This is a genomic window from Pragia fontium, from assembly GCF_900638655.1.
In the GTDB taxonomy this organism is placed as follows: domain Bacteria; phylum Pseudomonadota; class Gammaproteobacteria; order Enterobacterales; family Enterobacteriaceae; genus Pragia; species Pragia fontium.
In genome coordinates this window covers 3,258,049-3,284,908 of sequence record NZ_LR134531.1, presented here as the reverse complement: position 1 = coordinate 3,284,908, position 26,860 = coordinate 3,258,049, and the positions used below count along the sequence as shown (strand labels likewise).

Annotated in this window: 19 protein-coding genes and 1 tRNA gene; 7 read left to right on the top strand and 13 right to left on the bottom strand. The window is 45.8% G+C overall.

The features are described 5' to 3' along the window. Window positions 1-67: 67 nt before the first annotated feature. Window positions 68-3,376: a mechanosensitive channel MscK gene (mscK, locus tag EL341_RS14225; RefSeq protein ID WP_164720468.1), complete on the top strand. Its 3,309-nt coding sequence runs from the start codon at window positions 68-70 to the stop codon at window positions 3,374-3,376. Window positions 3,377-3,487: 111 nt separating this feature from the next. On the opposite strand, the gene EL341_RS14220 is transcribed toward mscK, so the two are convergent. The 4 genes from EL341_RS14220 to EL341_RS14205 all read right to left on the bottom strand — a co-directional run bounded on the left by EL341_RS14220 (window position 3,488) and on the right by EL341_RS14205 (window position 7,504). Further along, window positions 3,488-4,579: a porin gene (locus tag EL341_RS14220; protein ID WP_126468084.1), complete on the bottom strand. Its 1,092-nt coding sequence runs from the start codon at window positions 4,577-4,579 to the stop codon at window positions 3,488-3,490. Between the two features lie 403 nt (window positions 4,580-4,982). Next, window positions 4,983-5,243 (bottom strand): bacteriocin immunity protein, encoded by a 261-nt coding sequence (locus EL341_RS14215; protein ID WP_126468082.1) that lies wholly within the window; start codon window positions 5,241-5,243, stop codon window positions 4,983-4,985. A gap of 2 nt (window positions 5,244-5,245) precedes the next feature. After that, window positions 5,246-6,787: an S-type pyocin domain-containing protein gene (locus EL341_RS14210; protein ID WP_126468080.1), complete on the bottom strand. Its 1,542-nt coding sequence runs from the start codon at window positions 6,785-6,787 to the stop codon at window positions 5,246-5,248. Window positions 6,788-7,428: 641 nt separating this feature from the next. Continuing rightward, window positions 7,429-7,504 (bottom strand) — tRNA-Ile (locus EL341_RS14205). 142 nt (window positions 7,505-7,646) lie between these two features. On the opposite strand from EL341_RS14205, the gene mug reads away from it, so the two are divergent. After that, entirely contained in the window at window positions 7,647-8,147 is a 501-nt protein-coding gene (gene mug / locus EL341_RS14200) for a G/U mismatch-specific DNA glycosylase (protein WP_126468078.1), read from the top strand. A gap of 64 nt (window positions 8,148-8,211) precedes the next feature. Here the strand turns inward: mug and rpoD are convergent, their stop codons facing one another. From rpoD to EL341_RS14180, 4 genes are all read right to left on the bottom strand, one after another. Continuing rightward, window positions 8,212-10,053 (bottom strand): RNA polymerase sigma factor RpoD, encoded by a 1,842-nt coding sequence (rpoD, locus tag EL341_RS14195; protein WP_047781911.1) that lies wholly within the window; start codon window positions 10,051-10,053, stop codon window positions 8,212-8,214. Between the two features lie 161 nt (window positions 10,054-10,214). Further along, window positions 10,215-11,966, bottom strand: coding sequence for a DNA primase (gene dnaG / locus EL341_RS14190; protein ID WP_047781910.1), 1,752 nt, complete (start codon window positions 11,964-11,966; stop codon window positions 10,215-10,217). Window positions 11,967-12,115: 149 nt separating this feature from the next. Further along, on the bottom strand, window positions 12,116-12,331 hold the full coding sequence (gene rpsU / locus EL341_RS14185) for a 30S ribosomal protein S21 (protein ID WP_027275017.1): 216 nt from the start codon (window positions 12,329-12,331) through the stop codon (window positions 12,116-12,118). A 244-nt stretch (window positions 12,332-12,575) separates the two neighbouring features. Then, window positions 12,576-14,126, bottom strand: coding sequence for a vWA domain-containing protein (locus EL341_RS14180; RefSeq protein ID WP_164720467.1), 1,551 nt, complete (start codon window positions 14,124-14,126; stop codon window positions 12,576-12,578). A 299-nt stretch (window positions 14,127-14,425) separates the two neighbouring features. Here EL341_RS14180 and tsaD point away from each other — a divergent pair, with 299 nt between their 5' ends. After that, window positions 14,426-15,445: a tRNA (adenosine(37)-N6)-threonylcarbamoyltransferase complex transferase subunit TsaD gene (gene tsaD, locus EL341_RS14175; RefSeq protein WP_047781909.1), complete on the top strand. Its 1,020-nt coding sequence runs from the start codon at window positions 14,426-14,428 to the stop codon at window positions 15,443-15,445. A 73-nt stretch (window positions 15,446-15,518) separates the two neighbouring features. On the opposite strand, the gene plsY is transcribed toward tsaD, so the two are convergent. Continuing rightward, on the bottom strand, window positions 15,519-16,160 hold the full coding sequence (plsY, locus tag EL341_RS14170; RefSeq protein ID WP_074821728.1) for a glycerol-3-phosphate 1-O-acyltransferase PlsY: 642 nt from the start codon (window positions 16,158-16,160) through the stop codon (window positions 15,519-15,521). A gap of 107 nt (window positions 16,161-16,267) precedes the next feature. On the opposite strand from plsY, the gene folB reads away from it, so the two are divergent. Both folB and bacA read left to right on the top strand, forming a co-directional pair. Beyond that, on the top strand, window positions 16,268-16,627 hold the full coding sequence (gene folB / locus EL341_RS14165; protein WP_047781907.1) for a bifunctional dihydroneopterin aldolase/7,8-dihydroneopterin epimerase: 360 nt from the start codon (window positions 16,268-16,270) through the stop codon (window positions 16,625-16,627). Between the two features lie 154 nt (window positions 16,628-16,781). Beyond that, window positions 16,782-17,603, top strand: coding sequence for an undecaprenyl-diphosphate phosphatase (gene bacA / locus EL341_RS14160; protein WP_047781906.1), 822 nt, complete (start codon window positions 16,782-16,784; stop codon window positions 17,601-17,603). A gap of 1,107 nt (window positions 17,604-18,710) precedes the next feature. Here bacA and EL341_RS14155 read toward each other — a convergent pair. The 3 genes from EL341_RS14155 to EL341_RS14145 form a co-directional block, all read right to left on the bottom strand. After that, window positions 18,711-19,277 carry a hypothetical protein gene (locus EL341_RS14155; RefSeq protein ID WP_126468074.1) on the bottom strand — a complete coding sequence of 189 codons (567 nt, stop codon included), beginning with the start codon at window positions 19,275-19,277 and terminating at the stop codon, window positions 18,711-18,713. 144 nt (window positions 19,278-19,421) lie between these two features. Continuing rightward, the gene (locus tag EL341_RS14150) at window positions 19,422-20,654 is read right to left on the bottom strand and encodes a multifunctional CCA addition/repair protein (protein ID WP_126468072.1); all 1,233 of its coding nucleotides are present in this window, start codon (window positions 20,652-20,654) and stop codon (window positions 19,422-19,424) included. 110 nt (window positions 20,655-20,764) lie between these two features. Beyond that, entirely contained in the window at window positions 20,765-21,388 is a 624-nt protein-coding gene (locus tag EL341_RS14145) for a TIGR04211 family SH3 domain-containing protein (RefSeq protein WP_047781903.1), read from the bottom strand. A 206-nt stretch (window positions 21,389-21,594) separates the two neighbouring features. Between EL341_RS14145 and EL341_RS14140 the strand changes: the two genes are divergently transcribed. Beyond that, complete coding sequence (locus EL341_RS14140) at window positions 21,595-22,887, top strand: CYTH domain-containing protein (RefSeq protein WP_126468070.1); 1,293 nt, start codon at window positions 21,595-21,597, stop codon at window positions 22,885-22,887. A 35-nt stretch (window positions 22,888-22,922) separates the two neighbouring features. Next, window positions 22,923-25,763 carry a bifunctional [glutamate--ammonia ligase]-adenylyl-L-tyrosine phosphorylase/[glutamate--ammonia-ligase] adenylyltransferase gene (gene glnE / locus EL341_RS14135; protein WP_126468068.1) on the top strand — a complete coding sequence of 947 codons (2,841 nt, stop codon included), beginning with the start codon at window positions 22,923-22,925 and terminating at the stop codon, window positions 25,761-25,763. Window positions 25,764-25,809: 46 nt separating this feature from the next. Here glnE and lpxL read toward each other — a convergent pair whose 3' ends face one another. Then, a complete protein-coding gene (gene lpxL, locus EL341_RS14130) occupies window positions 25,810-26,742 on the bottom strand; it encodes an LpxL/LpxP family Kdo(2)-lipid IV(A) lauroyl/palmitoleoyl acyltransferase (protein WP_074821743.1) in 933 nt (310 codons plus the stop codon). Between the last annotated feature and the right edge of the window lie 118 nt (window positions 26,743-26,860).

Below are 26,860 nucleotides of genomic sequence, written 5' to 3'. Positions count from 1 at the left end.
CATGTCACACAGATTTGTCTTAAACGTTTTGTTATTTTTATCTTTACTTTATCGAGTTATAAATAAAATGACTAAATCAACTAAGTCGGCCACCTTTGCATTATTTCAGATTCGTCGAATGGACGCGTTATTCTGCCTTTTTTTCTTATTTATGGTGCCAGATGTATTAGCACTGAGTAATCAATTTCCGACGCGTGATGAAGTTAGTAATCAGCTTAATATACTGAATGATAACAATAATCTTTCGCCAGAAGATAAACTGATCAAAGATGATCTAATGCATACGTTAGAGTATATGGACAAAATTAATGACGTTGCACAAGAACGTTTGGCGTTAGAACAGCAGCCAGCACAGATACAAAGTGAAACGAGTAACCTTATTACCTTAAATCAGGCTGATAATCTGTTACCCACACCGGATAAGTTACGGTCACAATCAATTAAGCAGTTAGAAAGCCTACTTAGTGATATAACTAACCGCTTACAAATAGCTCAGGAAAGTCTTTTTTCCTATAGTAGCCAGCTAGCCTCGTTACAAACATTACCAGAACGAGCCCAAAGTATTATTCAAGACCTGACTCATCAGCAGGTCGCATTACAAAATCAACTGAGCGATTTGTCTTCTTCAAGTAACGTACGTCCAACTGAGCGTCTTATGCTGGTTAATCAGCAAAGTTTTTTAGATGTACAGCGGGCTTTAGAATTTAAAAAGTTAGACATTAATACTCAGTTAAGCCGTTTAGTACAAATGCGCAATGATTATCTTTCTGTTTATATTAATAAATTACAGAGTACGGTGTTTGAGTTGCAGGCAGAGTTAAATACTAAGCGGCTTAATTTATCAAAAAGTATTATTGAAGATGAGCACCTTGCCGGAGACGTTAAGCAGCATCCATTAATTAACCAAGAGCTTGAGGCGATCGATCGGATTGGCCAACGTCTCAATACCGTAACAAATGATACTAATCGTTTAGTTGAGGAAAACATCAGGGTTAGAGGTGGGCTGAATAATGTTCAGGAAGTTCAGCGTAATCTTAATATACAGATCAATATGTTTCGGGGAACGCTATTACTTTCCCGCCTTCTGTATCAGCAACAGAAAAATTTCCAGTCTGAGGTACTGGTGCAGGATTTACATATTGATAATATCCGTATTGAAAAGTTTAACATTAGCCAAAATATCAATACGCTGTTTGACTCTGAGAAATACGTTAATAACTTACTTGTCAGCCAAAGTGCAGAGCAGCAATCCAGTGAACTGCGAGAGACATTAAATAAGATTGTTATGGTTCGACTGGAGTTATTGGAGCAGTTGAATGAGCAATTAGGCAATCAGCTCACGCAGTCAATCAAGCTGCAGATTAATCAACAACAGTTAATTGAAATTAATACCGCGATTTGGCGTACGCTGACTCAACAGATCTTTTGGGTCAGCAGTAATAAGCCCATGAATTTATCTTGGCTGACTGACTTTCCTGCTGCCGCTAAACAGCAATTAAAAACGACTGATTTATCAATATCGTCTGATGCCTTGATGCAAGGTGTGAAAAATTCAATTGGTTATTTATTGTTAATACTCTTTGGCATCGGAGTTATTTATTGGCGGATGCGCAGTATTAATCGGTCTCTTGCTCGGTTATCGGCAGAGGTTGGTCACTTTCAGGATAACCAGATAAATACCCCCAAAGCAATTTATCTCACGTTAATCAAAGCGCTTCCCGGAGCGTTAATGATTTTAGCCGTGGGTTTAGTGTGTTTAAAATCAAACAGCAGTATTAGCCATTTTTGCTGGCGTTTGTCCCTTGAACTTGCGCTATTTTGGTTCGTTTGCGCCTTTATTTGGCATAGCCTTTCGCCGAAAGGTATTGTTGAGCATCATTTTGCTTTTCCGGCACAGCACTGTATTCAATATCGGCGTCAGACGTTATGGTTGAGCCTGACGATTTTACCTTTTATTTTTTGGTCAGTATTAGGCGAGCAAAATCCGCTGTGGTTAATGGATGATGTTATTGGTCAGGCGATCATTCTCTTTATCTTGATTTTACTCTGCGTCCAAATTTTCCCGGTGTGTCGGCGCTATTTACAACAGGGTCATTCACTTACCATTCGCCTATCCGTGGTCTGTATTGTTGCCGTTGTGCCGTTAATTTTCATTGTTTTGATGGTGTTGGGGTATTTTTATACCACATTACGCTTAGCGAGCCGCTGGATTGATAGCCTTTATTTATTGATTGCATGGAACTATATCTTTTTAACCACCCTGTGTGTGCTAAGAGTTGCCGCTCAAAAATTGGCCCATCGCAGAGCAGTGGTACGTCGTCAGGATTTAACACAAGAGGAAAATGGGGATGATGACCCAACACCGATAGAAGAGCCTCAGTTAGCCATGGAGCAAATTAACCATCAGTCTCTGCGCATTATTAACATGGTTTTCTTTTTGATTTTTGCGGTTCTTTTCTATTGGATTTGGTCCGATCTCATTGTCGATCTTTCTTACTTATACGGTATTACCCTTTGGAATTATGATGCCGTCGTTTCTGGTAATGCGATGTTGCAATCGGTGACGTTGGGCAGTTTATTAGTCTGTCTGGCGATATTAGTCGTGAGCTACATTATGATGCGTAACTTACCGGGATTATTAGAAGTTTCGGTATTGTCCCGACTGCAATTAAGACCGGGTACTTCTTATGCAATTACCGCGGTTTTAACCTATTTGATTGCAGTGATTGGCATTATGATTGCATTAGGCAGATTGGGTATTTCGTGGGATAAGCTACAGTGGTTAGCGGCAGCGCTCTCCGTCGGTTTAGGTTTTGGTCTACAGGAAATTCTGGCTAATTTTGTTTCAGGCCTGATTATTTTATTTGAAAGGCCAATACGTATCGGGGATACGATAACGATTGGTACCTATTCTGGTAAAGTCAGTAAGATTCATATCCGCGCCACGACGATTATCGATTTTGACCGTAAGGAAGTGATTATTCCGAATAAATCGTTTGTAACTGAAAGATTGATTAACTGGACGCTGTCAGACACGGTAACGCGCGTTTCAATTAAGCTGGGTGTGGCATACGGCTCTGATTTAGATAAGGTAAAATCCGTTTTATTACAAGCGATGAAAATGAACCCGCACGTATTGCCAGAGCCGGAGCCGCAGGTACTGTTCCTCAATTTTGGTGATAGCACGCTCGATCATGAGCTGCGTTTTTATGTCGGTGAATTGAAATATCGGACTCGTACGGTTGATGAGCTAAATCGCATGATTGATGCTTTGTGCAGAGAGAATAATATTGATATCGCATTCAATCAGTTAGAAGTTCATTTGCACCAACCGCAGGATATTGAAGCTGATAATTCAGCATCTGGGCGTCAATAGGAGTAGGGCTTAAGCGGGTTGTAAACGGAGTGATAAGTCCTGTTGTGAACAATTAGCCCGCTGATTGCGGGCTAAACGATGGTGATGTGTTGTAGGTCGATTTACTCAGTATTAGAACTGATAAACAATTGCCAGTGAGACGATATCATCGGTCGAAATTTCGGCGTCTTTGGTAAAGGCGCTGTTATCCAACATATTGATTTTGTAATCGACTTTGGCCGTGATGTTTTTGTTAAAGTGGTAGTTAGCACCCACATCAATGTAGTTTGCTAATGCTTCACTGCTATAGTTTTTGCTGCCGACCTCATGTCCGAGATTTTTACCTTTAGAGTAGATCCAGGCTAAAGAGGGTTGCAGACCGGATTCAAACTGGTACTGTGCCACTAACTCTACGTTTTGAGTCTTATTAGCAACGCGATCGTCACCGCCATAGAGATTCATATTATAGGTTTGGGCGTAGAGTGCGGCTAAATAGAGATTGTTTTCATCATATTTGAGGCCGGTACTTAGCGCATTGGCACGGTCGCCGTTGCCATCTTCCTTTTGTTTGTTGGTGCGTTCGGATGAACTATAGGCGGCACCTAAAGAGAGTCCCATACCTAAGTCGTAGGTGGTCGACATACCCCAGCCGTTGCCGTTACGTTCGCTTTTATTGCGATCGTTGGCGTCGTTACGCCCCTGATATTGAACCGCAAAATCCAGCCCATCAATCAGGTTGAAGAAGTTCTTGTTGCGATAAGTCGCCAGATTACCGGCGCGTTGAGTCATAAAGACATCGGTTTGTTGATAGGAGTCACCGCCGAATTCCGGTAGAACGTCGGTCCAACCGCCAACGTCATACAGAATGCCGTTATTACGGCCATAGTCAAAGGAGCCCGCATCGCCAACTTTAAGACCGGCATAGGCATAACGGGTTTTTGAACCGTTATCACCATCGTCTTCAGAAGCGCTGGCGGTCAGTTCTGCCTGATAAAAACCATAACCGGTAATTTGATCATTAACTTGAGTTTCACCCATAAGGCCGAAACGGACAAAGCTATTATCGCCATCTTCGCTCTTATCATCGGAAATGTAGTGATTCCCTTCAATTTGACCGGAAAGATCTAACTTATTACCATTTTTGTTATACAGTTCAGCCGCATTTACCGCACCCGTCACCATTATCGCGGGTAGTAATCCCACCAGCAGTGTGTAGTTTTTCATTGTTTGTTGTCCTTGATGCACTGGTTTTTATTTGTTGTTGTGACTCAGGACTGAATCAGTCATTAAAGTAACAGTTTCAGCCCTGACACTGCGTTTTATTGAAGCAAACAATGATTAAATAAACAATATTAAATGATAATTATTTTCATTATCATTTATGGGTGAGGATAGGGTTATATGTGATAATTACACAGGGTGACAGCAAGTTGGCATTGAAAATGTGGGGGTATGAAAATTCAGAATAAGTAGCTGGTAATTAGTTGTTTTATTATCGAGTTGGATGATCAAGCTTTAACCTTTAATACCTTGGAATACACTGAGTTATTGATAGATCCTAAATAGTAGGTCGGTTCTTATGTAGAGAAATTGGTAAATGAACCTCTTCGAAAACCGACCTATAGAATTATTGTGTATCCTTAAAGCTGGCTAATCCTTGAGATGAACGCCATTGTTTTACAATCTCAATAATTCTCTGAGGGGTGCCATCTTCTTCATGCACTGGGTAATAGATCAAATCAGAACCATCGGGGTGGTTTGTTACTTCGATAAAGTGTTCTAACCATAAATCTTGTTGTTGTTCCGTACCTAAATCGTTACATAATGCGTTAATCAACTCCAAAAACTCAGCTTCTGTATATTCGTTTAATCGGCTACGTAGAATCATTATTAATTATCCCTGTGTATATCAATATGTCTTTTAGGTGTGACGACATTTAGATTTTCAACATCATAAACGTTTCCACCGTGCTGTATTTGGTGTTTATGGTGTAATTCAAAAGAGCGGCGGCCACCAACAGTATCTCTATATCTAGCTCTTGGCGCTCTACCATTAGCCATTTTTTTACGATTTGAAGGAATGAATTGAGAAGATAATTCTGCATCTTTTGAAACCTCTATCCAGAATGCTTCCCTAAATTGGTCAAAATTTGTAAATTCTCTTCCTCTAAGTTTATCCGCGATTTGAGCTGGAACAGGGCAACCTAAACCTGCTCCCGCATCCCTTAACCAAGTACCAAAGATGGTTTCACCCTGACCAATGACAACACCAGATTCATTGCGTGGACTATCCAGCATAATATAGATAGGTGGCATACCTGAATCAGCAGGGAAAACCAAAATATAATCGTTAAAGTTTTTCTTTTCAGGTATTGGCGAGGTTGTCGAATGATCCCCTGGAGTTTCTGGTAGTGGATTAACCAGAATAGATAGCGGAGCAGAATAACCTGAATGATTGCCAGTATGATTAATGGGGCTATACTCTGGTTCTGCTGGTGTCCAGATAATACTCGGGCCACTCTGACCTTCAGGAATATATCGCCGTATGCCGTTAGAACTATCCAGCCTCATCTTAATAACTGGAACTTGGTCTAATTCTGAATTAGCTGGTGTGTGGTATCCCTCAATTACTGGTTGATTTGTTTGTATATTCACTCGAGCCTGAAAGCGGACCCGTGTTGTAGCCGTTCCACCTGTCGTTGCCAAATAATCTAATTTATCACGGGCAATATAATCGGCCAATCCATCACGATGACTACCTTGACTGATTTCTGGAGAATAAAATAAGCCAATTAATAATATGGAGATCGGATTAGATACCATCCAGCGTCCGGCAATAGATGTTCCAGCACTGTGTTGTAAAACTCTTATACCGGTCTGTGAGGCTATCAGCGCACCCATTGAAGTTATTTGAGGTGATGGTGAAGGCTCACAACGATAACCGCACTCAATGTCAGTTCCCTGAAATAATGAAACCTCACCAAAATTCTCTACTGGTTCTTGCTCTTGACCAGCATCAGTACAACCGTCGCTAAGCAAACAGGATTTGGCAAAAACAGTCTCAACAGACGGAGAGTTATCGGTATATGATAATTCAGCTAGGGAAGGTGGATTACTCTGTGTGAATGATTGTTGGTTAGTTATTGTGCTCTCTTTACCTGAGTCTTGATGTTCACAAAACCAAGTAGATTGGGCGATTACCCAATGATCGGAGCACAGGCATAATACTTTGTCTCCGAAAGCGACCATTGGACGATCATCAATTATGCTGGTTGCTGTACCGAGCATAGGAAATGAATTTTTACACTCATTGCACCAAGCTAAATCGCCGTCTCTGGCGAGAGGATGAGAGCCTTCAAATAAGGTGCTGGAAGCGTGAATTATGGTTCCCTTCGTTGTTTTATTGCCTAAACAGGCTAACATTCTGGGCATAGCAAACAGTCCTTGTTGCTTTAATCAGTATCGAATTTATTAAAGTAGGGAAAAAGAGATGGAAAGGCAAAAACATATTTATTCAATGAGTTAGTGGCATTTAGGTATTGATTTTTATTAACTGAAGGGAAGTTCAGTTTATGGGTAGATAGAAAGTCGATCAGATCTAAGAAGTACAACGTAAGTGTCTTAATTAAAAGGTAAATACTTACTAATTATTGCTTAATGGATCCCATATTTACACAGTCCGTATTATCTAAGATGAATCCGAATTAGAATTAAAAGGATCCTATCAATCACGCTGCTGCTGGTTTTTTTCACCAATTCCACAATGATAAAATTTTGAAAGGGTTTTTATTGGATTACAGTTTTTGAAAGAGCTTGAGAAAATCGCTGATTTCGGAAGAATAGGAAAAATGAAATACTGAAATTGATAACGTTAGTTATTCAGCTTAGTCAAGAGAGTCAATATAAGTCGCAGCGTTTTTAATAGTGCTAGGTTCAATACCAGATCTATACCTCTTTTGCATTGCGTTTGTGGTACAAAAAACTCGTGCGACACTTTTGCGACACTCTGCTTCAGGCACAAAAAAGCCCACTCTAAAAAGCGGGCTTAACTCTCTATATCTACTGCTAAAATTTGGTGGCCCCTCCCCGGTTTGAACGGGGGACCAAGCGATTATGAGTCGCCTGCTCTAACCACTGAGCTAAGGGGCCAAGTGGCGGGGATTATACGGTAATCTTTAGCGCTTAGTCCATAGCTACTTAATGCAAACGTTGGTTTTCTGTACAGTTGTAGGTGATTGTATTTATTGATAGCGTAAGCATTGGTGGTTCGTGCGTTAATTTTAGGAGCTCTATGACTAACGATATTTTACGTCCCGGCCTGCAGGTGGTGTTTTGCGGTATTAATCCCGGTTTAACCTCGTCTTCTGACGGATTTCATTTTGCCAATCCGACTAATCGGTTTTGGAAAGTGATCTATCTGGCTGGATTGACCAAAACCTTGTTAGCGCCGCAGGATGAGTTGATGCTGTTGGATAATCACTGCGGTATCACCCGGTTGGTTGATCGCCCGACGGTAAGAGCCGATCAACTCTCGGCGGATGAATTAAAGCAGGGGGGAGAGGCGCTGATTAATAACATTAAACGCTATCAACCTCGCGCCGTGGCGATATTAGGTAAGCAGGCTTATCATCAGGCTTTTGGCGTACGTAATGCTAAATGGGGAAAGCAGGGCATCTGTATTGGTCAAACTGAGGTTTGGTTATTACCCAATCCAAGCGGTTTAAATCGAGCGACGCTGGAACAGCTAACCGCCAGCTATCATGAGTTGGCAGTGGCGTTAAAAATGGTTTAGAGGCTGAATTTAGGCCAATAAAAAACCCCGGAGACCGGGGTTTTTTGCTGTCAATCAGACAAGATTACTCATCAAGGAAGCTGCGCAGAACTTCTGAACGGCTTGGATGACGTAATTTACGTAACGCTTTCGCTTCGATCTGACGAATACGCTCACGGGTTACGTCGAACTGCTTGCCGACTTCTTCCAATGTATGGTCAGTATTCATATCAATACCGAAACGCATGCGCAGTACTTTGGCTTCACGAGCTGTCAGACCAGCCAGAACGTCGTGCGTTGCTGAACGCAGGCTTTCCGAAGTAGCGGAATCCAGCGGCAGCTCGAGGGTGGTATCCTCGATAAAATCCCCTAAATGAGAATCTTCATCGTCGCCGATTGGCGTTTCCATGGAGATTGGCTCTTTGGCGATTTTCAGCACTTTACGGATCTTATCTTCCGGCATCAACATACGTTCAGCCAGCTCTTCCGGCAGCGGTTCACGCCCCATCTCTTGCAGCATCTGGCGAGAAATACGATTGAGTTTGTTAATGGTTTCAATCATATGCACCGGAATACGGATAGTACGCGCCTGATCGGCAATCGAACGGGTAATCGCCTGACGAATCCACCAAGTGGCGTAGGTTGAGAACTTATAACCACGGCGGTATTCAAACTTGTCTACTGCCTTCATCAGACCGATGTTACCTTCCTGAATCAAATCCAGGAACTGTAAGCCACGGTTGGTGTATTTTTTAGCGATAGAAATAACCAGACGTAAGTTCGCTTCAACCATCTCTTTCTTCGCACGGCGAGCTTTAGCTTCACCGATAGACATGCGACGGTTGATGTCTTTAACCTGTTCAATGGTTAAGCCGGTTTCTTGTTCAATTAACTGCAGTTTTTGAATGCTGCGTTCAATTTCTTCAGTGGTATCTTTCAGCTTTTCAGACCAAGGCTTACCCAGCGCAATGGCGCTATGGAACCAAGCCATATTGGTTTCATTGCCGGCAAACAGGGTGACGAAGTTTTTCTTCGGCATCTTGCTTTGCTCAACACACAACTTAAGAATTAAGCGTTCTTGAGTACGTACGCGATCCATCATTTGGCGCATGTTGTTGACCAGATAGTCAAACTGCTTAGGCACTAAACGGAACTGTTTAAATACTTCAGACAGCTGAACGATCTCGTCTATCGCTTTTTGATGGCTGCGGCCAAACTCTTTAATGGCTTTACGCGCAGCTTCATACTGCACACGCAGGTCATTGAATTTTTCACGAGCGAGTTCTGGATCGATACCGATATCTTCATCAGAATCGGAATCATCCTCGTCTTCATCCTCATCGTCGTCGTCTTGCTCTTCGGTGGAGAGCTCCGAGCCTACATGAGTAGCCGCCGGACCGATGGTGTCATCGGCATTCGGATCGATAAACGCGGTAATAATGTCAGACAGGCGTGCTTCACCGGTTTCAACGCGGTCATATTGCTCAAGCAGATAGGTAATCGCTTCCGGGTATTCAGCAACGGAGCACTGAACCTGGTTGATCCCTTCTTCGATGCGTTTTGCAATATCGATCTCGCCTTCGCGGGTTAAGAGTTCAACGGTTCCCATTTCACGCATATACATACGTACGGGATCCGTGGTCCGACCGATTTCGGATTCAACACTAGAAAGCACCTGTGCAGCAGCTTCTGCTGCATCTTCGTCGGTATCTGCCGTGTTTTCTGCGAGCATTAGATCATCGGCATCAGGTGCTATTTCCATAACCTGAATACCCATATCATTGATCATCTGGATGATATCTTCGATCTGATCTGAATCGATGATATCTTCTGGCAGATGGTCATTGACTTGGGCATAGGTCAGGTAGCCTTGCTCCTTGCCAAGGGTAACAAGAAGTTTAAGCTGTGACTGCGGGTTTTGCTCCATAAGACGGTATCCACACTTCAGAGTATTAAATTTTTTATCGGCTAAAGCCGGTAATCATAAGTCGTCGGGCTAATTTATTCAGCTGTCGCCTTTGTTAACAGCTATGCGCAGGATTTCGTTCCTGCAATGAGCGGCACTTAAGCCGTTAATTCTGTTAAAAACTAATCTTTTTTCGCCAAGGCCATATTTAATGACCAGAGCTCTTTACGTTCGTCGGCATTCAGGCCGTGTGTTCTGTCGCGAGCGATTAGCTCTTCCTGTCGCTGTTCCAGAACTGAGTCATACAGTTTGGCTAACGTATCGATAAATGTTTCTTCAATCATGTCCTCTACAATCATGTGGTTCCATGTTGCCAAGGTTTCAAGCTGTTGACTGAATTTATTACCTCGATATAGCTCTAAAAGCTGCCCGGTAGTTAAACCAGGCTGTGCCAGACAGGTGTTTACCAACTCGATAAATAGCGGGACTCCGGCCAGACCGGTTTGTTCCAATCCCTGTATTGAGGGTACCTGTGTTGCTAACTCTGGTCGTTGGATTATCAGTCCTATCAGTACGCGCATGGTAGTGCGCTTTAGCTGTGGAGCCTGATAACCTTGCTGTTCAGACTCAATGGTTTTGGGCATCAGTTTATCAAGCTGACTATCGTCTAAAATACCGAGTTTCTGACCCAACTGCTGGCGTAAATACAAACGCAGTGTCTCGCCGGGTACTTTGGTGATTAAAGGCAATGCCAGTGTACTCAGTTTAGCACGTCCATCAGGCGAGCTGAGGTCAACCTGAGGCATAAGTGTATCAAATAGAAACATAGAAAGTGGTTGGGCTTGTTCCAGACGCTGCTCGAAAGCCTCTTTACCCTCTTTCCGTACTAATGTATCTGGGTCTTCACCCTCGGGTAAAAACATAAATTTAAGCTGGCGGCCATCGGTCAGATAGGGCAGTGCGGTTTCTAAAGCGCGCCATGCCGCTTCCCTACCTGCATTATCGCCGTCGTAGCAGCAGATAACGTTGTCCGTGCTGCGAAACATTAACTGAATATGCTCTGCGGTCGTGGAGGTACCCAGCGAGGCAACGGCATAATCGATGCCAAACTGCGCCAACGCCACCACATCCATATAGCCTTCAACTACCAGCAGCTTAGCCAACTGATTATGATTGAGCTGGGCTTCATACAGGCCATATAGCTGGCGGCCTTTATGGAATATCTCTGTTTCTGGCGAATTCAGGTATTTCGGTGTTCCACTGCCTAAAATTCGACCGCCGAAGGCAATCACTCGACCGCGTTTATCGCGGATTGGAAACATCACGCGTTCACGAAAGCGATCGTAGGTACGTCCGTTATCATTAGTCACTAACATTCCGGCATCGCTGAGTGATTCGCGATTCTCCGGTGAACGACCAAAACGTTTTAATACGTTATCCCAGCCGGAAGGCGCATAGCCAATGGCGAAGCGTTGGATAATATCGTCGCTTAGACCTCTCTGCGCCAGATAATTGCGCGCTTCTTGAGACTGAGGCTGGGTTAATGATTCCTGATAGAACTGGGATAGCGGTTCCATCAGTTTGTAAAGGCTTTGCCTTTGGTGTCTCTCGAGCTGACTGCTGCCGGTTCCCGATTCGTAAGGAACCTCGAGACTGTGCATCGTGGCCAGCTCTTCAATACTTTCCACAAACTCTAATCGGTCAAAGTTCATCAGGAAGTCAACGGCGTTGCCGTGAGCTCCACAACCGAAGCAGTGGTAAAACTGTTTCTCACCGTTTACGGTAAAAGAGGGCGTTTTTTCATTATGGAACGGACAACAGGCGTGATAATTCTTGCCTTGCTTTTTCAGCTTCACACGGGCATCTATAAGATCGACAATGTCCGTACGGGCAAGCAAGTCATTGATAAATACGCGTGGGATTCGTCCTGCCATTAAGCCTCAATTCGTAAATCCATAAATGAGAATAAGCCGCGCATCCCTTCCGGAAAGCACGGCATACTTATATGCAGTTAGCTATTACTAGCTTTAGCTACACGACCAACCTGCGCATTAATCGCGCGCTCGGAGCTATCCGAAAGAAATTAATACAGGCGGGTGCGGCGTGCGTTTTCACGAGCTAATTTCTTCGCGTGACGTTTCACAGCAGAAGCTTTAGCGCGCTTACGTTCAGTAGTTGGTTTTTCGTAGAATTCACGGCTACGAACTTCAGCAAGGATACCTGCTTTTTCGCATGAACGCTTGAAACGACGTAATGCTACGTCAAATGGCTCGTTTTCACGTACTTTAATTACCGGCATGTGCCTTTCACCTCAATAGAAATCGGTTTTGCTGCTGGCGCTAGTGCCAGCCATATTCAAAATGGTGCGGAATTCTACTGCGAATAGGGGGCGCTTGTAAAGTCCTGTTACCGATTCATTCACCGGTATCTCAGATAAAACGGCCTTTATTCGTGATATAAATTTTCGCAATGGTGCTATTGCCTTGAAATAGCGAGTCAGGAAATGGATTCCTAACCCGCTATGACTGAGGCTAATCAGCGGGTTACTTGTCTTCTTTACCTTTTACCGGAGAAGCTTTTGGTAACGCTTCTTGGGCATTTTTTACCAGTTGGATAAATTCACCACGTAGTTCAAATTTATCGCTACCTTGACCCTCATTAGCCAGTTTTAGCGTGTCATTCAGGGTAAAGTTACCGGTAGTGACACCACCATCTTTTAGCTGTTGTGCAAAGGCAGCGACGGCCGCAGCAAAGCGGAAGTCTTGGCTGCTGTCTTTCAGCGGGGTATTCATCCGTGATGCAGGAACCGGTAGCTCAATGCGTTGAGAGTCACCCTGTGCGGTTGGTTTGTGATAACGCAGATGAACCATGGCCATTTCTTTGGTCTTGCTCAGGTAGCTGCTGTTTGATGGCGTATAAATCGGGCCAAACTCCTGACCGGCCCAGTTTCCGGCATCGCCTGCTGGAATCACTTCATAGAGCGCCGTTAACGTTTGACCGGTCACTACGATGCCTTTATTGGCTGACTCATTGTCCGTAGCCGGTGCTTGATAGCCCAGCAATCGATAGGCTTTCACATAGCTTGGGTTAAACTCCACTTTCATGGAGAAGTCCTTGGCGACTGGCGTTTGCGTTGAACGTAGTTGTTCAGACCAGATTTTATCGGCATCGCGTTGGTTATCAATGTAGCTATAGACACCGTTTCCTTCATCGGCGATTTCAGCCAGTGAGGATGGGGTAAATTGTGTCGCGGTAAAGCCTAAAGCGGTCAGGGAAACGCCAGAATTTTGCTGGTTGGCAAAAAAGTTCTGTGCTTCTGCGATGTCTTTAAACCCGGCGCTGAAATTGCTGTTTCCGGCCAGAATAACGCGGTTAATACCATCAGTGAGGTAATGTTCCTTAGCCAGTGAATAGGCTTGGCTCAGGCGATCGGTATCCTTGTTGGCCTTCCCACTTTTCAGATTATCAATGGCTGACAGCATTTTATCTTTACTGCTGCCGTAGGTTGGGGCTAATAACACACCGTTGTCACCAGCGGTGGTGATAATCGCCAAACTATCCTGTGCGGTAAGCTGATTAACCAGACGCGTCAGGCTGAGTTTTATAAGAGAGAGGTCGCTACCATCCGCACCAACAAATACCACCAGATTGGCCGCACGGCGTTCGCTGGTCTGGGCATCATCGGCTTTTATCGCCACGCGCAATAAGCGAGTGTTAGGATTCCACGGGGTGTTAGCCATTTCACTGACGGCGGAGAAAGGAATACGTCCCTGAGTTTGTGGATAGTCGTAAGGGAAGAAGTTCACCCATTCAGCAAGCTGGATACCGTTCTTAGCAGGGAGTTCAGAACGAACCAGAGCACGGCGCATATTGTTATAGCTACCGTTGTTCTGCCCGGCAGACATCAGCACTTCAGGCCCGGTTTGGGCATTGGCTTTATGGGCAGATTTTGTTATTTGATCCGCAGAACCCGCCGTCTTTACTGCAGCAGGAAGATTCATATTTGGATCGGTTGAGCTACAGCCGGCGAGTACCAGTGCACTCAACAATGCCAGGGAATGAATTCCGCGTTTAACACTTTGAGCTTTAGTCATTTCTATCTCAATCAAATGGTTGTTTGGCGTGGATGGATATAAAGAAAAGCGAAGCATACCCAGAGATTCTGGTGTGCTGCAAGCGACTTTATGCGTAGTTTAGCGAAATCTATAGGCCGCTGTCGCTATTTCATTATATTCAGTAGAATTTTTCTTCTGGTGAGTGATTATTTATTTCGAGCATACGGTCTGTGATATCATTTAGCCCATAGATGTATCAGCAGATGCGCTGTTTCTCGGGGTTACCCTTGGAAATACAGCGGGGCTAAATAATGAATTCAGAGGCTGTTTAACGGGTTATGCGTATTTTAGGTATCGAAACGTCGTGTGATGAAACGGGTGTCGCGATTTATGACGATCGGCAAGGGCTATTGGCAGATCAACTGTATAGTCAGGTTAAACTGCATGCTGATTATGGCGGCGTTGTTCCTGAGTTAGCCTCTCGCGATCACGTGCGTAAAACGGTGCCATTGATTCAGGCCGCGTTAAAACAGGCCAATTTACAACCGACAGATATTGATGGCGTAGCCTATACCGCAGGTCCGGGGCTGGTTGGAGCCTTGTTGGTTGGCGCTACTATTGGGCGTTCTCTGGCGCTGGCGTGGAATGTACCAGCCATAGCGGTTCACCATATGGAAGGACACTTGCTAGCCCCTATGCTGGAAGATAACCCTCCGCAGTTTCCTTTTGTCGCTTTGCTGGTTTCCGGCGGGCATACCCAACTGATTAGCGTGACTGGCGTTGGTGAATATCAACTGCTGGGCGAGTCGATTGACGACGCGGCAGGTGAAGCATTCGATAAAACCGCCAAGTTACTGGGACTCGACTATCCGGGTGGCCCGATGTTGTCAAAAATGGCGCAGCAAGGGGTGGCCGGCCGTTTTACCTTCCCACGCCCTATGACCGATCGTCCCGGTATGGACTTTAGTTTTTCCGGATTAAAGACCTTTGCCGCTAACACCATTCGCCAATCCGGCGATGATGAACAAACGAAGGCGGATATTGCCAAAGCGTTTGAAGATGCGGTAGTTGATACGCTGGCGATTAAGTGCCGTCGTGCATTGGAAGAAACAGGATTTAATCGCTTAGTGATGGCCGGTGGCGTAAGCGCTAACCGCACTTTGCGTAGCAAGCTGGCGGAGATGATGAAACAGCGCAAAGGTGAAGTGTTTTATGCCCGCCCTGAGTTTTGTACCGATAACGGTGCCATGATTGCCTATGCTGGAATGGTACGCTTAAAAGCGGGTGAGCACAGTGGGCTTGAGTTGACCGTACGGCCGCGTTGGCCGTTGGAGCAACTGCCGGCAGTGAAAGTGTAATAGAACTTTCCGTTTAAATAGCAAAAAGCGCGTAATTTACGCGCTTTTTTGTAATTGAATATGGGGTAAGTAACTATTCAGATTTATCATCCGAATCGGTAACTGTATTTTCTTTTTTCTTCTTTCTGAACCGATCCCAAATTTTACCTTCCTGACCGCGCCACAGGCGCTGAATGTTGTCATGATGGCGCATTAACACCAGACAGGAAAGCATGGCAACCGGGAAGGTAAACTGGGGCTTGAACCACCAAGTATAAAATGGAGCAATCAGCGCACTCACAATCGCACCCAGTGAGGAATAACCACTCAGCAATACCGTTAAGAGCCAAGTTCCGGTCATCAGTCCAGTGAGATCCCAGCCAATTGGGGCAATGGCACCAAATGCAGTGGCGACGCCTTTGCCGCCGCGAAAATGGAAGAAAATCGGATAGATATGGCCTAAGCAGGCCGCAATGGCAGTCAGGCCAAGATACAGCGGAGAAAGATTCAGTTTATAAGCAACCCAAACCGGTATCATGCCTTTTAATACATCAAAGATTAATACTGCCGCCGCCGCGGTTTTTCCGCCGATGCGTAGCACGTTGGTTGCTCCGGGATTACCGGAACCATGTTCTCGTGGATCGGGCAGCTTGGCGATACGACAAACCAACACTGCGCTGGAAATAGAGCCACATAGATAGGCGATAATGATCATGCCAAGCGCGATAGCACTCATAAACTCGATTCCATCTAATAATTGTCGTTTTACTCATTGCTTACATGGATAATACGCATATTCTGCCTGAAGTGGTATGTCTTAATTGAAAAACTGAGAGTGGTGTAATGGATATTGTATTTATAGAACAGCTAAACGTTATTACAACTATTGGGGTTTATGACTGGGAACAGACCATCCGTCAGAGGCTAATTTTCGATATCGAAATGGGCTGGGATAACCGTAAAGCAGCGGCCAGTGATGATGTTGCCGACTGTCTGAGCTATGCGGATGTGAGTGAAGCGGTGATTCAAAAGGTTGAAAACGAGCGTTTTGCCTTGGTTGAGCGCGTTGCGGAAGAAGTGGCCGATTTATTGATGAGTCAGTTTTCTATTCCTTGGATCAAAATTAAAGTGAGTAAACCCGGTGCTGTCGCAGAGGCGAAACAGGTCGGTGTAATCATTGAACGTGGTTCCCGCTCAGTTTGACGGTAATTGTTTAATTTACCATCGGTTATCATGCCCGAATGAAACTAAATATGTTGCTTTGTGTCTGAGTTAGACAGCTTTATAAACAATAAGCGCTGTACAGACTATAGTTATTATTTATTTTATTTTTCTTCTTTAGCAAGGAATAACATTGATGGGCAATTTCCACGATCTGGTGGTTGCATTTATTCTCGGAGTTGTTGAGGGATTAACAGAGTTCCTACCGGTTTCGTCGACGGGTCATATGATCATTGTTGGTGAACTGTTAGGCTTTTCCGGTGATAGGGCTTCAACCTTTGAAGTTGTTATACAGTTAGGTTCTATTCTTGCCGTTGTTGTGGTGTTCTGGCGCAGATTGTTTGGTTTAATTGGCATTCATTTTGGCGAAGTACCCCATGAAGGGAGAGGTAAGGGGCGCTTAACGCTTGGTCATATTATTCTGGGCATGCTACCGGCGGTAGTCGTCGGATTCGCCTTACACGATATGATTAAAGCGAATCTGTTCGGCGCTAAAACCGTCATGTATGCGCTGATTGCCGGTGGTTTATTGCTGATCGCTGCGGAGTTGCTGAAACCGAAAAAGCCGCGGGCGGAAGGTCTGGATGATATGACTTATCGTCAGGCTTTTATAATTGGTTGTTTCCAGTGTTTAGCATTGTGGCCGGGTTTCTCCCGTTCAGGGGCAACGATTTCTGGGGGAATGCTGATGGGCGTGAGTCGTTATGCGGCATCTGAATTCTCTTTTATTCTGGCGGTACCGATGATGTTGGGGGCCACCATACTGGTGATGTATAAAAGTATTGGCCTGCTGGTGTGGGACGATCTGCCGATGTTTACCGTTGGGTTCTTCACCGCATTTGTTGTCGCACTATTGGCGATTAAAACCTTTCTGAACCTGATTAAACGTTTTTCGTTTATCCCTTTCGCGATTTATCGCTTCTTTGTCGCCGGCGTTATCTATTTGGTGTTCTTCTAATCGTTAACGTTTGAATTGATATTTTAGCCAGAACTTCCCATATCGGTTATGGGAAGTTCTGGCGGCTGACAAAATTCTACAGTACTCAATCGTTGCGAAAGACGGGTGTTGGGGTCGTAGTAGCCTTAGCTACCGGAGTGCCCCTAACCCGGCTAGGCTCAACGCTCTCTGTAGCTAAATACAGATGGTCTTCCGGCTGAGCACAATAGCCATATTCGCTCACTATTTTTACAGCCGGCATTGTCACTTTTGCTGATTTAAGAAGGTTTGTTAGCAGGACTCAATCGTTGGGAGAGACGGGTGTTGGGGGCGTAGTAGCCTTAGCTACCGGAGCGCCCCTAACCCGGCTAGGCCCAACGCTCTCTATAGCTGAATACAGATGGTCTTCCGGCTGAGCACAATAGCCATATTCTCTCATTGTTTTACAGCCGGCATTGTTACTTTTGCTGATTTAAGAAGGTTTGTTAGCAGAACTCAATCGTTGGGAGAGACGGGTGTTGGGGTCGTAGTAGCTTTAGCTACTGGAGCGCCCCTAACCCGGCTAGGCCCAACGCTCTCTATAGTTGAATACAGATGGTCTTCCGGCTGAGCACAATAGCCATATTCGCTCACTGTTTTTACAGCCGAAACATTCACGTTTTCTGATTTAAAAAGTTTTGTTAGCAGAACTCAATCGTTGGGAGAGACGGGGGTTGGGGTCGTAGTAGCTTTAGCTACCGGAGCGCCCCTAACCCGGCTAGGCCCAACGCTCTCTATAGCTGAATACAGATGGTCTTCCGGCTGAGCACAATAGTCATATTCGCTCACTGTTTTTACAGCCGGCATTGTCACGTTTGCTGATTTAAAAAGTTTTGTTAGCAGAACTCAATCGTTGGGAGAGACGGGTGTTGGGGTCGTAGTAGCTTTAGCTACCGGAGCGCCCCTAATCCGGCTAGGCCCAACGCTCTCCATAGCTGAATACAGATGGTCTTCCGGCTGAGCACAATAGCCATATTCGCTCACTGTTTTTACAGCCGGAATTGTCACTTTTGCTGATTTAAGAAGGTTTATCATCAAGCAAAGCTTCCCAAATAAATATGGGAAGCTTTTATCATGTGAAAATAATCACTACGGCATAACTGCAACATTGGCATAAACCACACCGCTATAATCCCCCGGTTTATAAGCGTTATGCACTCGTTGCGATTCAAAGACGAACGCGATTTCTTGTTCTGCATAACCAACATGACGAGTCAGTAGATAGTCGTGCTGGGCACCAGAGTAAAGAAACGCCTTCTTACCGGAATGGTCGATGGTGGAAATTTTATATTCCATTTTATTCAGTTGAGCGCCAGAACTACTGTTGAGGGTGAAAGGCCGACCGGTGGCGGAATTGCCATCGTCCAACGTAAGCCTAACTTTGTCATCGGAGCTGCTGTTACTCCATAACCGTAGTGGCCTGATGCTAACGGTATCAGCAGACAACGTTGCTGGAGCAGCATAAGGGCTACCGGACGGTATCAGATGGATATCCAATTGTGTGATGGGCGTTCCTTCCGGGGTGGTAATCATTGCGCTGCCGGGCACCTGAGCGCTGATGTTAAAACGTGTATCATAGTTACCCGGGGAAACGGCTAAAGCGGCGGCGGCGTAAGTCATACCGATGAGAGTAGGTAGAAGAATTTTTATTTTCATCGTTCATTACTCATATTGATAAGTTTAAATAAATTAATTCTGTCTGCGGCATCGGCCTGAAGAAATGCAAATGATGCGCAATCAGGACGAGATGTAATCCATTTAATCTCTATCAATATGTAGTATAGATGAACTGCTAGGTTTTCAATTTTCGGGCTGAGTTTTTTTCCAGGCATCTAACGCCGCGAGCCGACGTTGATTTAGTTGGGTTTTAATATCGGCACCGCTAAACCCGGCATCAATAATTTCTTTCACCGATACGCCATTGGCAACGGCGTAAGCCTGCTTTAGGTAATCGGCTTGAGGATAGGGTTTATTCTGCCAGCCAGCACGACCGCGATAATCTGCTTCGCTAACCAGTATCATTTGTTCCAGCCGCTGGGGTTTACGCCAAACATCAATAGCATTAAACAGATTAAGCATGGTTGAGGGGCGTAATTTATATACCGTATGGATTTGATCGTGAAATTCCGACACCAGACGAGCCAGTTCTCGGGTGGTATTCGGGATTTTGTAACGTTGGCAGATATTTTCCACCAGCCTGACGCCCGCTAATCCATGACCGTGATGGTGAGGCCACATCTCTTGTGGGGTCAAACCCTTACCGACATCATGCAACAGCGCTGAGAAACGTACGTCAATATCATCGCTGAACTGTGCTGCCACTTCCAGTACCATTAAAACGTGAATGCCGGTATCAATCTCAGGGTGCCATTTCTCCGGAGCAGGTACACCAAACAGATTATCAATTTCCGGAAACAGGACCGCCAGTGCGCCGCAATCTCTCAGGACTTGAAAGTATACCTGTGGGCATTGGGTTGCCAGCGCCTTTTCCGTCTCTTTCCAGACTCTTTCCGGCGTCAGGCTGGAAATTTCGCCACCGTTCACCATCTCTATCATTAAGCGTTGGGTTTCTGGTGCGATGGTGAAGCCCAGATGGGCATAGCGCGCAGCAAAACGCGCAATCCTAAGTACCCGCAATGGATCTTCACGAAAGGCTGGGGAGACATGACGCAAAATGCGTTGTTCAAGATCCTGCTGGCCGTGATAAGGATCGATTAAATTCCCATCGGGGTCTGATGCAATGGCGTTAATAGTTAAGTCGCGGCGCAGTAAATCTTGTTCTAGCGTAACGTCCGGAGCGGCATAGCAAGTAAAGCCGGTATATCCGGGGCCTGATTTACGTTCAGTGCGCGCCAGCGCATGCTCATCATGGGTGGTGGGATGCAGAAATACCGGGAAGTCTTTCCCTACCTGTTGATAGCCCATGGCCAGCATTTGTTCTGGCGTTGCACCCACGACGACCCAGTCATATTCATGTACCGGTAATCCTAATAAGCGATCGCGGACGGCTCCGCCAACAAGATAGGTCTTCACTGTCTCTCCGGAAAATCTTGGTTCAATAATATGTCAGGCTGTTTGACGTAAAACGCCGGACAAAGAGTGCCGGCGTTGGTATCGGGTTAACTTAAACGATAAAAATCAGATTAGTTCATCCAGCGATCTTTTTTACGACGTGGGATCAGATAAGGCAGAATCAGACCTAACAGCAAACCAATGCCGGCAACACCGCCGCCGTACATAAACCATTGTTGAATAATGGTGCGCTGTTTGTCATCCAATTGCAGGCTGATATCGCTCACTTTTTTCTTCGCTTCAACCAGCTCATCTTTTAGCTTTTGATTTTCATCTTTTAGCCCATTGATAATGCCATCGCTGCTAGCGACCTTTTGCTGCATATCGGCGGTGCGCTGATTCCAACTGTTATCAATATTGGTTAACTTATCGGTTAACTCTTTAACCTGTAGCTCCAGCGCGGGAACTTTCTCGCTCAGGCTTGGGTCAGTGCTCAGTTGTTCTAATGGGATCCAAGCGGTACGACCTTTCGCGTCACGAATTTGTCCATACTTGGTTCCGCTATTCACAGCAAGCAGTTCGACTTTTTCACCGGCATTAATTGCGCCGGTAATACGGTGGTTGTCCGATGGACCACCGCGTAAATAGGTAATCAGATTATCGGAGATATATCTGGTTTCAGCCGCGGTTGCGGTAAATGCGGCAATACTAAGGGATGCCAATAAGGCGATAGTAATTGATCTTAATGTAAGCATTGTCGGTATTTTTATCTTCTCAGAAAAATGACGTATGTACGGATAGTAGAGCGTTCAGGGAGCTGGTGCAATGTAAAAACCTTGTTACGTCTGAATAAAGGACGTAAATCAGGTGGTTTTTTACCTCACCGATAGCGTAAATTACTACACTAATACCACGATAATTATCGTTTATTCCCCGAATGACTCTGACCGCGGAAACTATTATGACCGTTGAAATAGAATTAAAGTTCATTGCCAGTCCTGCGGCTCTTGCCGCATTACCGGAAAAAATAACAGGCTGGAAGTGTGAAGCTCATGAAGTATTACAGCTCTCGAATACTTACTACGACTCAGAACTGGGGGTGCTACGTTCCCATCGCTTTGGGTTACGCGTCAGGGGATGCAATCAGACTTATGAAATGACGTTGAAGTCAGCTGGAAGCGTGGTCGGCGGTATCGCCCATCGTCAGGAATATAATATTGACTTACCGGACGATAAATTAGATATCTCATTATTGCCGAAAGATGTTTGGCCTGATGATATGAATGTAGCAGAGCTGCAAGAGACGTTGAATCCACTGTTTACTACCGACTTTAAACGAGAAACGTGGTTGATAAATTTCCAGCAAAGCCAGATAGAGATCGCCCTCGATCAGGGCATCATTCAAGCCGGTGAATTAAGCGAACCAATCGGTGAACTGGAAATGGAGCTTAAACAGGGCAATGCCGCGGATATGCTGGCGCTGGCGCAGCAACTGACTACCGTTGAGGGATTACGTCTTGGTAGCCAGAGTAAGGCGGCGCGTGGATACCGACTGCTAGCGGGTTCTGCTGAGCTACCTGAGGCTGAAATGGCAATATTGACGGTATCGGATAAAGCCAATACTGAACAGGGGCTGGAAGCAGCACTGGAATGGGCGCTGTCGTATTGGCAGCGTAATGAAGCCAATTGGTTTGACGGTGAAACGCAGGCTCAATATGGCGTCAGGCATGCTTTGACCACCATTCGTCAAATTCTGGTGGTTTTTGGCGGGATGATTCCGCGAAAAGCGACAACTTCGCTACGTGAACGTTTGGTAACGTTAGAGCAGCAGCTTGAAAGTAAACAGGACGCTGCTTCGATATGTGAGCAGCCCGGCTATTTGCAGCTAAAGCTAGCGGTGATGGCGTGGTTGATGAACAAAGGCTGGCGGTTGTTTATCGATGAGAAAGGTAAACAGAAGCTCTCTGGTTCCTTCAAACGTTTTGCCGATGTGATGATGTCCCGGTGCCGCTCTGAGTTGAAAGAGGCTTTCAATAAGCCGTTAACTAACGATGGCTATAACGATCAACAGCCGCGTCTTGAACGGCAAATTATCAATTTTTATCTGTTGTCTGGTGCCTATGACCCAGAGCAGTCGCTGCCTTATATTGATGTTTGGCAGAAATTGTTTAATGCCGAGGGGGATCGCGATTTACTGCGTCGCAGTGCGATGGAACAACCGCTTTTCTGGCTGAATAGCTCTCAGCACGTATAACCCGTTTTTTCTATTGGTTGTGTAAAGGATGCCCTATGTTATCACTTTCCCCATTACTGGATGCTCAGCGGATTAAACGACAGTCTGAATTGGAGCAGCGTTTGGCAGGTTCTGTTCAGTTTAGCCCGCAAGACGGTATGGCACTGGCTTTGAGCGACTTTGTTAGTGATGGCTTACTTCAACATCCTGAGTGGTGGCCAGAGTTCCATCTGATGGAACCCTCAGCCGATGACGCCCAACATTATGAAGCTTGGTTGAACGCTGCGCTGGCGGAAGTGATAGATGAAGCCGAGTTGTTGCGGGTTTTACGCCTGTTTCGTCGCCGTATGATGATGCGTATTTCCTGGGCACAAAGCCTTAAGCTATGCGATACCCAGCAAACCCTTAGTCAACTGAGCATATTGGCGGAAACCCTGATTATCGCCGCCAGAGATTGGCTATATCGCCTCTGCTGTCAGGAATGGGGTACGCCGATAAATGCAGAGGGTGTTGCACAACCGCTATTTATTCTGGGTATGGGAAAGCTGGGCGGCGGGGAACTGAATTTTTCTTCCGATATCGATTTGATTTTTGCCTATCCGGAAAATGGTGAAACTCAGGGAGGACGCCGTCAACTGGATAATGCCCAGTTCTTTACTCGTCTTGGCCAACGCCTGATTAAAGCGCTGGATCAGATCACCCCAGAAGGCTTTGTTTACCGGGTAGATATGCGTTTACGACCTTTCGGTGATAGCGGGCCGCTGGTGTTTAGCTTTAATGCGCTGGAAGACTACTATCAGGAACAAGGACGCGACTGGGAACGCTATGCCATGGTTAAAGCACGCATCATGGGCGATGGTCACGATGGCTATAGCGAGGAGCTTAAACGGATGCTGCGGCCTTTTGTATTTCGCCGCTATATCGATTTTAGCGTGATTCAGTCGTTGCGTAATATGAAAGGCATGATTGCCCGGGAAGTCCGCCGTCGTGGTCTGGCGGATAACATTAAGTTGGGTGCGGGGGGGATCCGCGAGATTGAGTTTATTACTCAAGTTTTCCAGCTTATTCGCGGTGGTCGTGAGCCGAAACTACAGGGTAATTCTCTGCTGCCGACTTTGCAGGTGATTGCTGATTTGGAGCTGCTAACCCGGGAAGAGACGGAGACGCTGGCCGGCGCTTATCTTTATTTGCGTCGGTTAGAAAACCTATTGCAGGCAATTGCCGATCAGCAAACTCAGACCTTACCTGATAATCCATTGGATCAGGCTCGACTTGCTGCCGGTATGGGATGCCCCGACTGGCCGACGCTATTAACGCAGTTGAGTGAATACATGTCTGCGGTCAGAGCCATCTTTGCTGACCTGATCGGCGATGATAGCCCTGATATAGAGGACGATCCTGACTGTTTACGGTATAGCCCACTCTGGTTAGATGATTTTGATCCAGATGAACTATCACTGTTAATGCCCCAGTTAAATCAGGCATCTTGCTTACAGTTTAGCGAGCATTTGCAGGCATTTCGTCATGATGTGGATAAGCGCTCGATTGGTCAGCGAGGCAGGGATGTGCTTGATAAGCTAATGCCTAGACTCCTGTCTGAGGTGGGTAAACGAGACGATGCTGACAGTGTATTACCGAGGCTGACGCATTTAATTCTTAGCATTGTTACTCGCACCACCTATCTGGAATTGTTGGTAGAGTATCCGCTAGCGATGACCCATCTTATTCGTCTGTGTGCGGCTTCCCCCATGGTCGCCAGTAAGCTGGCTCGCTATCCAATTCTGTTGGACGAATTACTCGATGTGAATTCACTGTATCAGGCAGTACCGCTAAGCGCTTATCGCGACGAACTGCGGCAGTTTTTACTGCGGGTGCCGGAAGAGGACGAAGAGCAACGTCTGGAAGCGCTCCGACAGTTTAAGCAGACTCATTTACTGCGAATTGCCGCGGCGGATATTGCCGGAGCATTGCCGGTAATGAAAGTGAGCGATCACTTAACTTATCTGGCGGAAGCGATTATCGATGCAGTCGTCCAGCAAGCCTGGTTCCAAATGACGGCTCGTTATGGTCAGCCAACTCACTTATACGATAGAGAAGGTCGCGGTTTTGCCGTGGTTGCCTATGGTAAGCTGGGGGGAATAGAGCTGGGTTATAGTTCCGATCTGGATTTGGTCTTTTTGGTGGATTGTCCTGAGCATATCAGTACCGATGGTCAGCGCAGTATTGATGGCCGCCAGTTCTACCTGCGCCTGGCACAGCGGATTATGCATCTGTTTAGTGCACGTATGGCCTCTGGCGTGCTGTATGAAGTGGATGCCCGGCTGCGTCCATCTGGAGAGTCTGGCTTGTTAGTGAGTACTATCAATGCATTTGAAGACTACCAGCGTAATGAAGCATGGACTTGGGAACATCAAGCGTTGGTACGGACCCGCATCGTTTACAGCGATCCCATTTTGCATAAAGCGTTCGATCGGGCTCGCCATGACATTCTGAGCCTTGAGCGTGATGAGCCCCAGCTCAAGCTGGATGTGCGTGAAATGCGTGAAAAGATGCGCAGTCATTTAGCGGACAAAGATCCTGATTTATTTGACTTGAAAACCGATGAAGGGGGTATCACGGATATTGAGTTTATCGCCCAATATTTAGTGTTGCGTTACGCTCACCAGCAGCCTCAGCTCACCCGCTGGTCGGATAATGTGCGGATATTTGAACTGATGGCTAATTATCAGATTATGGATGAGCGAGAAGCGGCAGCGCTGACCCATGCGTATGTTTCTATGCGCGATGAAATTCATCGTCTGGCTCTGCAAGATAAGCCGGGTAAGGTATCGATAGCGCATTTTGCCGCGGAGCGTCAGCAGGTAAACCAAAGCTGGCAGAGATGGTTGGCAGAGTAAAGCCTACTCCTCAGTGATCGCGTTATTTTTCACTGAGGAGCAAAAGTTATTGATAGAGTGAAGGTTCACCTTCAGGACGAGTTTTAAAGCGGCGATGTAGCCACATGTATTGCTCTGGTGCGATCAAAATTTGCTGTTCAATAGCCTTATTCATAAACGCCGCGGCGGCCACTTCATCTTTTTTAGGAAATCCTTCCAGCGGTGGCTGTACTATCAGGCTATAGCCGCTATTGTCTTCATTTCTCATGGGAATAAATGGCACTAATAGCGGGTCTGCGGCGCGCACCAGAATCGTGGTACCAATCGTCGTTGCCGCTTTTTCTACCGCAAAGAATGGCGCAAAAACGCTATTGCGTGGACCATAGTCATGATCCGGTGCATACCAGATAAGCTCGCCTTTCTTGAGGGAACGAATCATGCCCTTAATATCACGACGATCCAGCATATATTTATTAGAGCGCAGTCTGCCCCAAGTTTGCAGCCAGTCCATTAATTTGTTGTCGTGAGGGCGGTAAACGCCAACGCCGGGTCGATGTATGCCGATAATACGTGCCCCGAGTTCTAACGTCAGAAAGTGAATACCAATAACTAAAACGCCGCGCTGTTCTGTTTTTCCGACATCTAAGTTATTGATACCTTTAATGGTACACCACTTTTCAATCCGCCAGTCAGGCCAAAACCAAGCCATGCCGGTTTCAAAGACCGCCAGACCCGTAGCTTCAAAGTTCTTAAGCATCCAGGCGGTATGCTCTTCCTCGGTCATATCAGGAAAGCACAGTTGAATATTGCTCTTGGAAATTTTTTTCCTGCGTTTCATAAAACGCATAGCAAAACGGCCTAAGCCTCGGCCCATACTATTAATCCAGGGATAGGGTAAGAGTACCAGCAAGTATAAGACACCTATGCCAAGCCACAGCAACCAATAACGTGGGTGTAAAAGGTCGCGGGTAAATTCCGGACGTATATGATTTTTTGACATAACGATTCGAATCAGAAAATTATTGCCAATTAGTTTAGCGGTATTTTTAACGCATTCCTATTTTATGACGTGATTATGATAAACTGGCAAACAATATATGCGGTCTTTGTTTATGGAG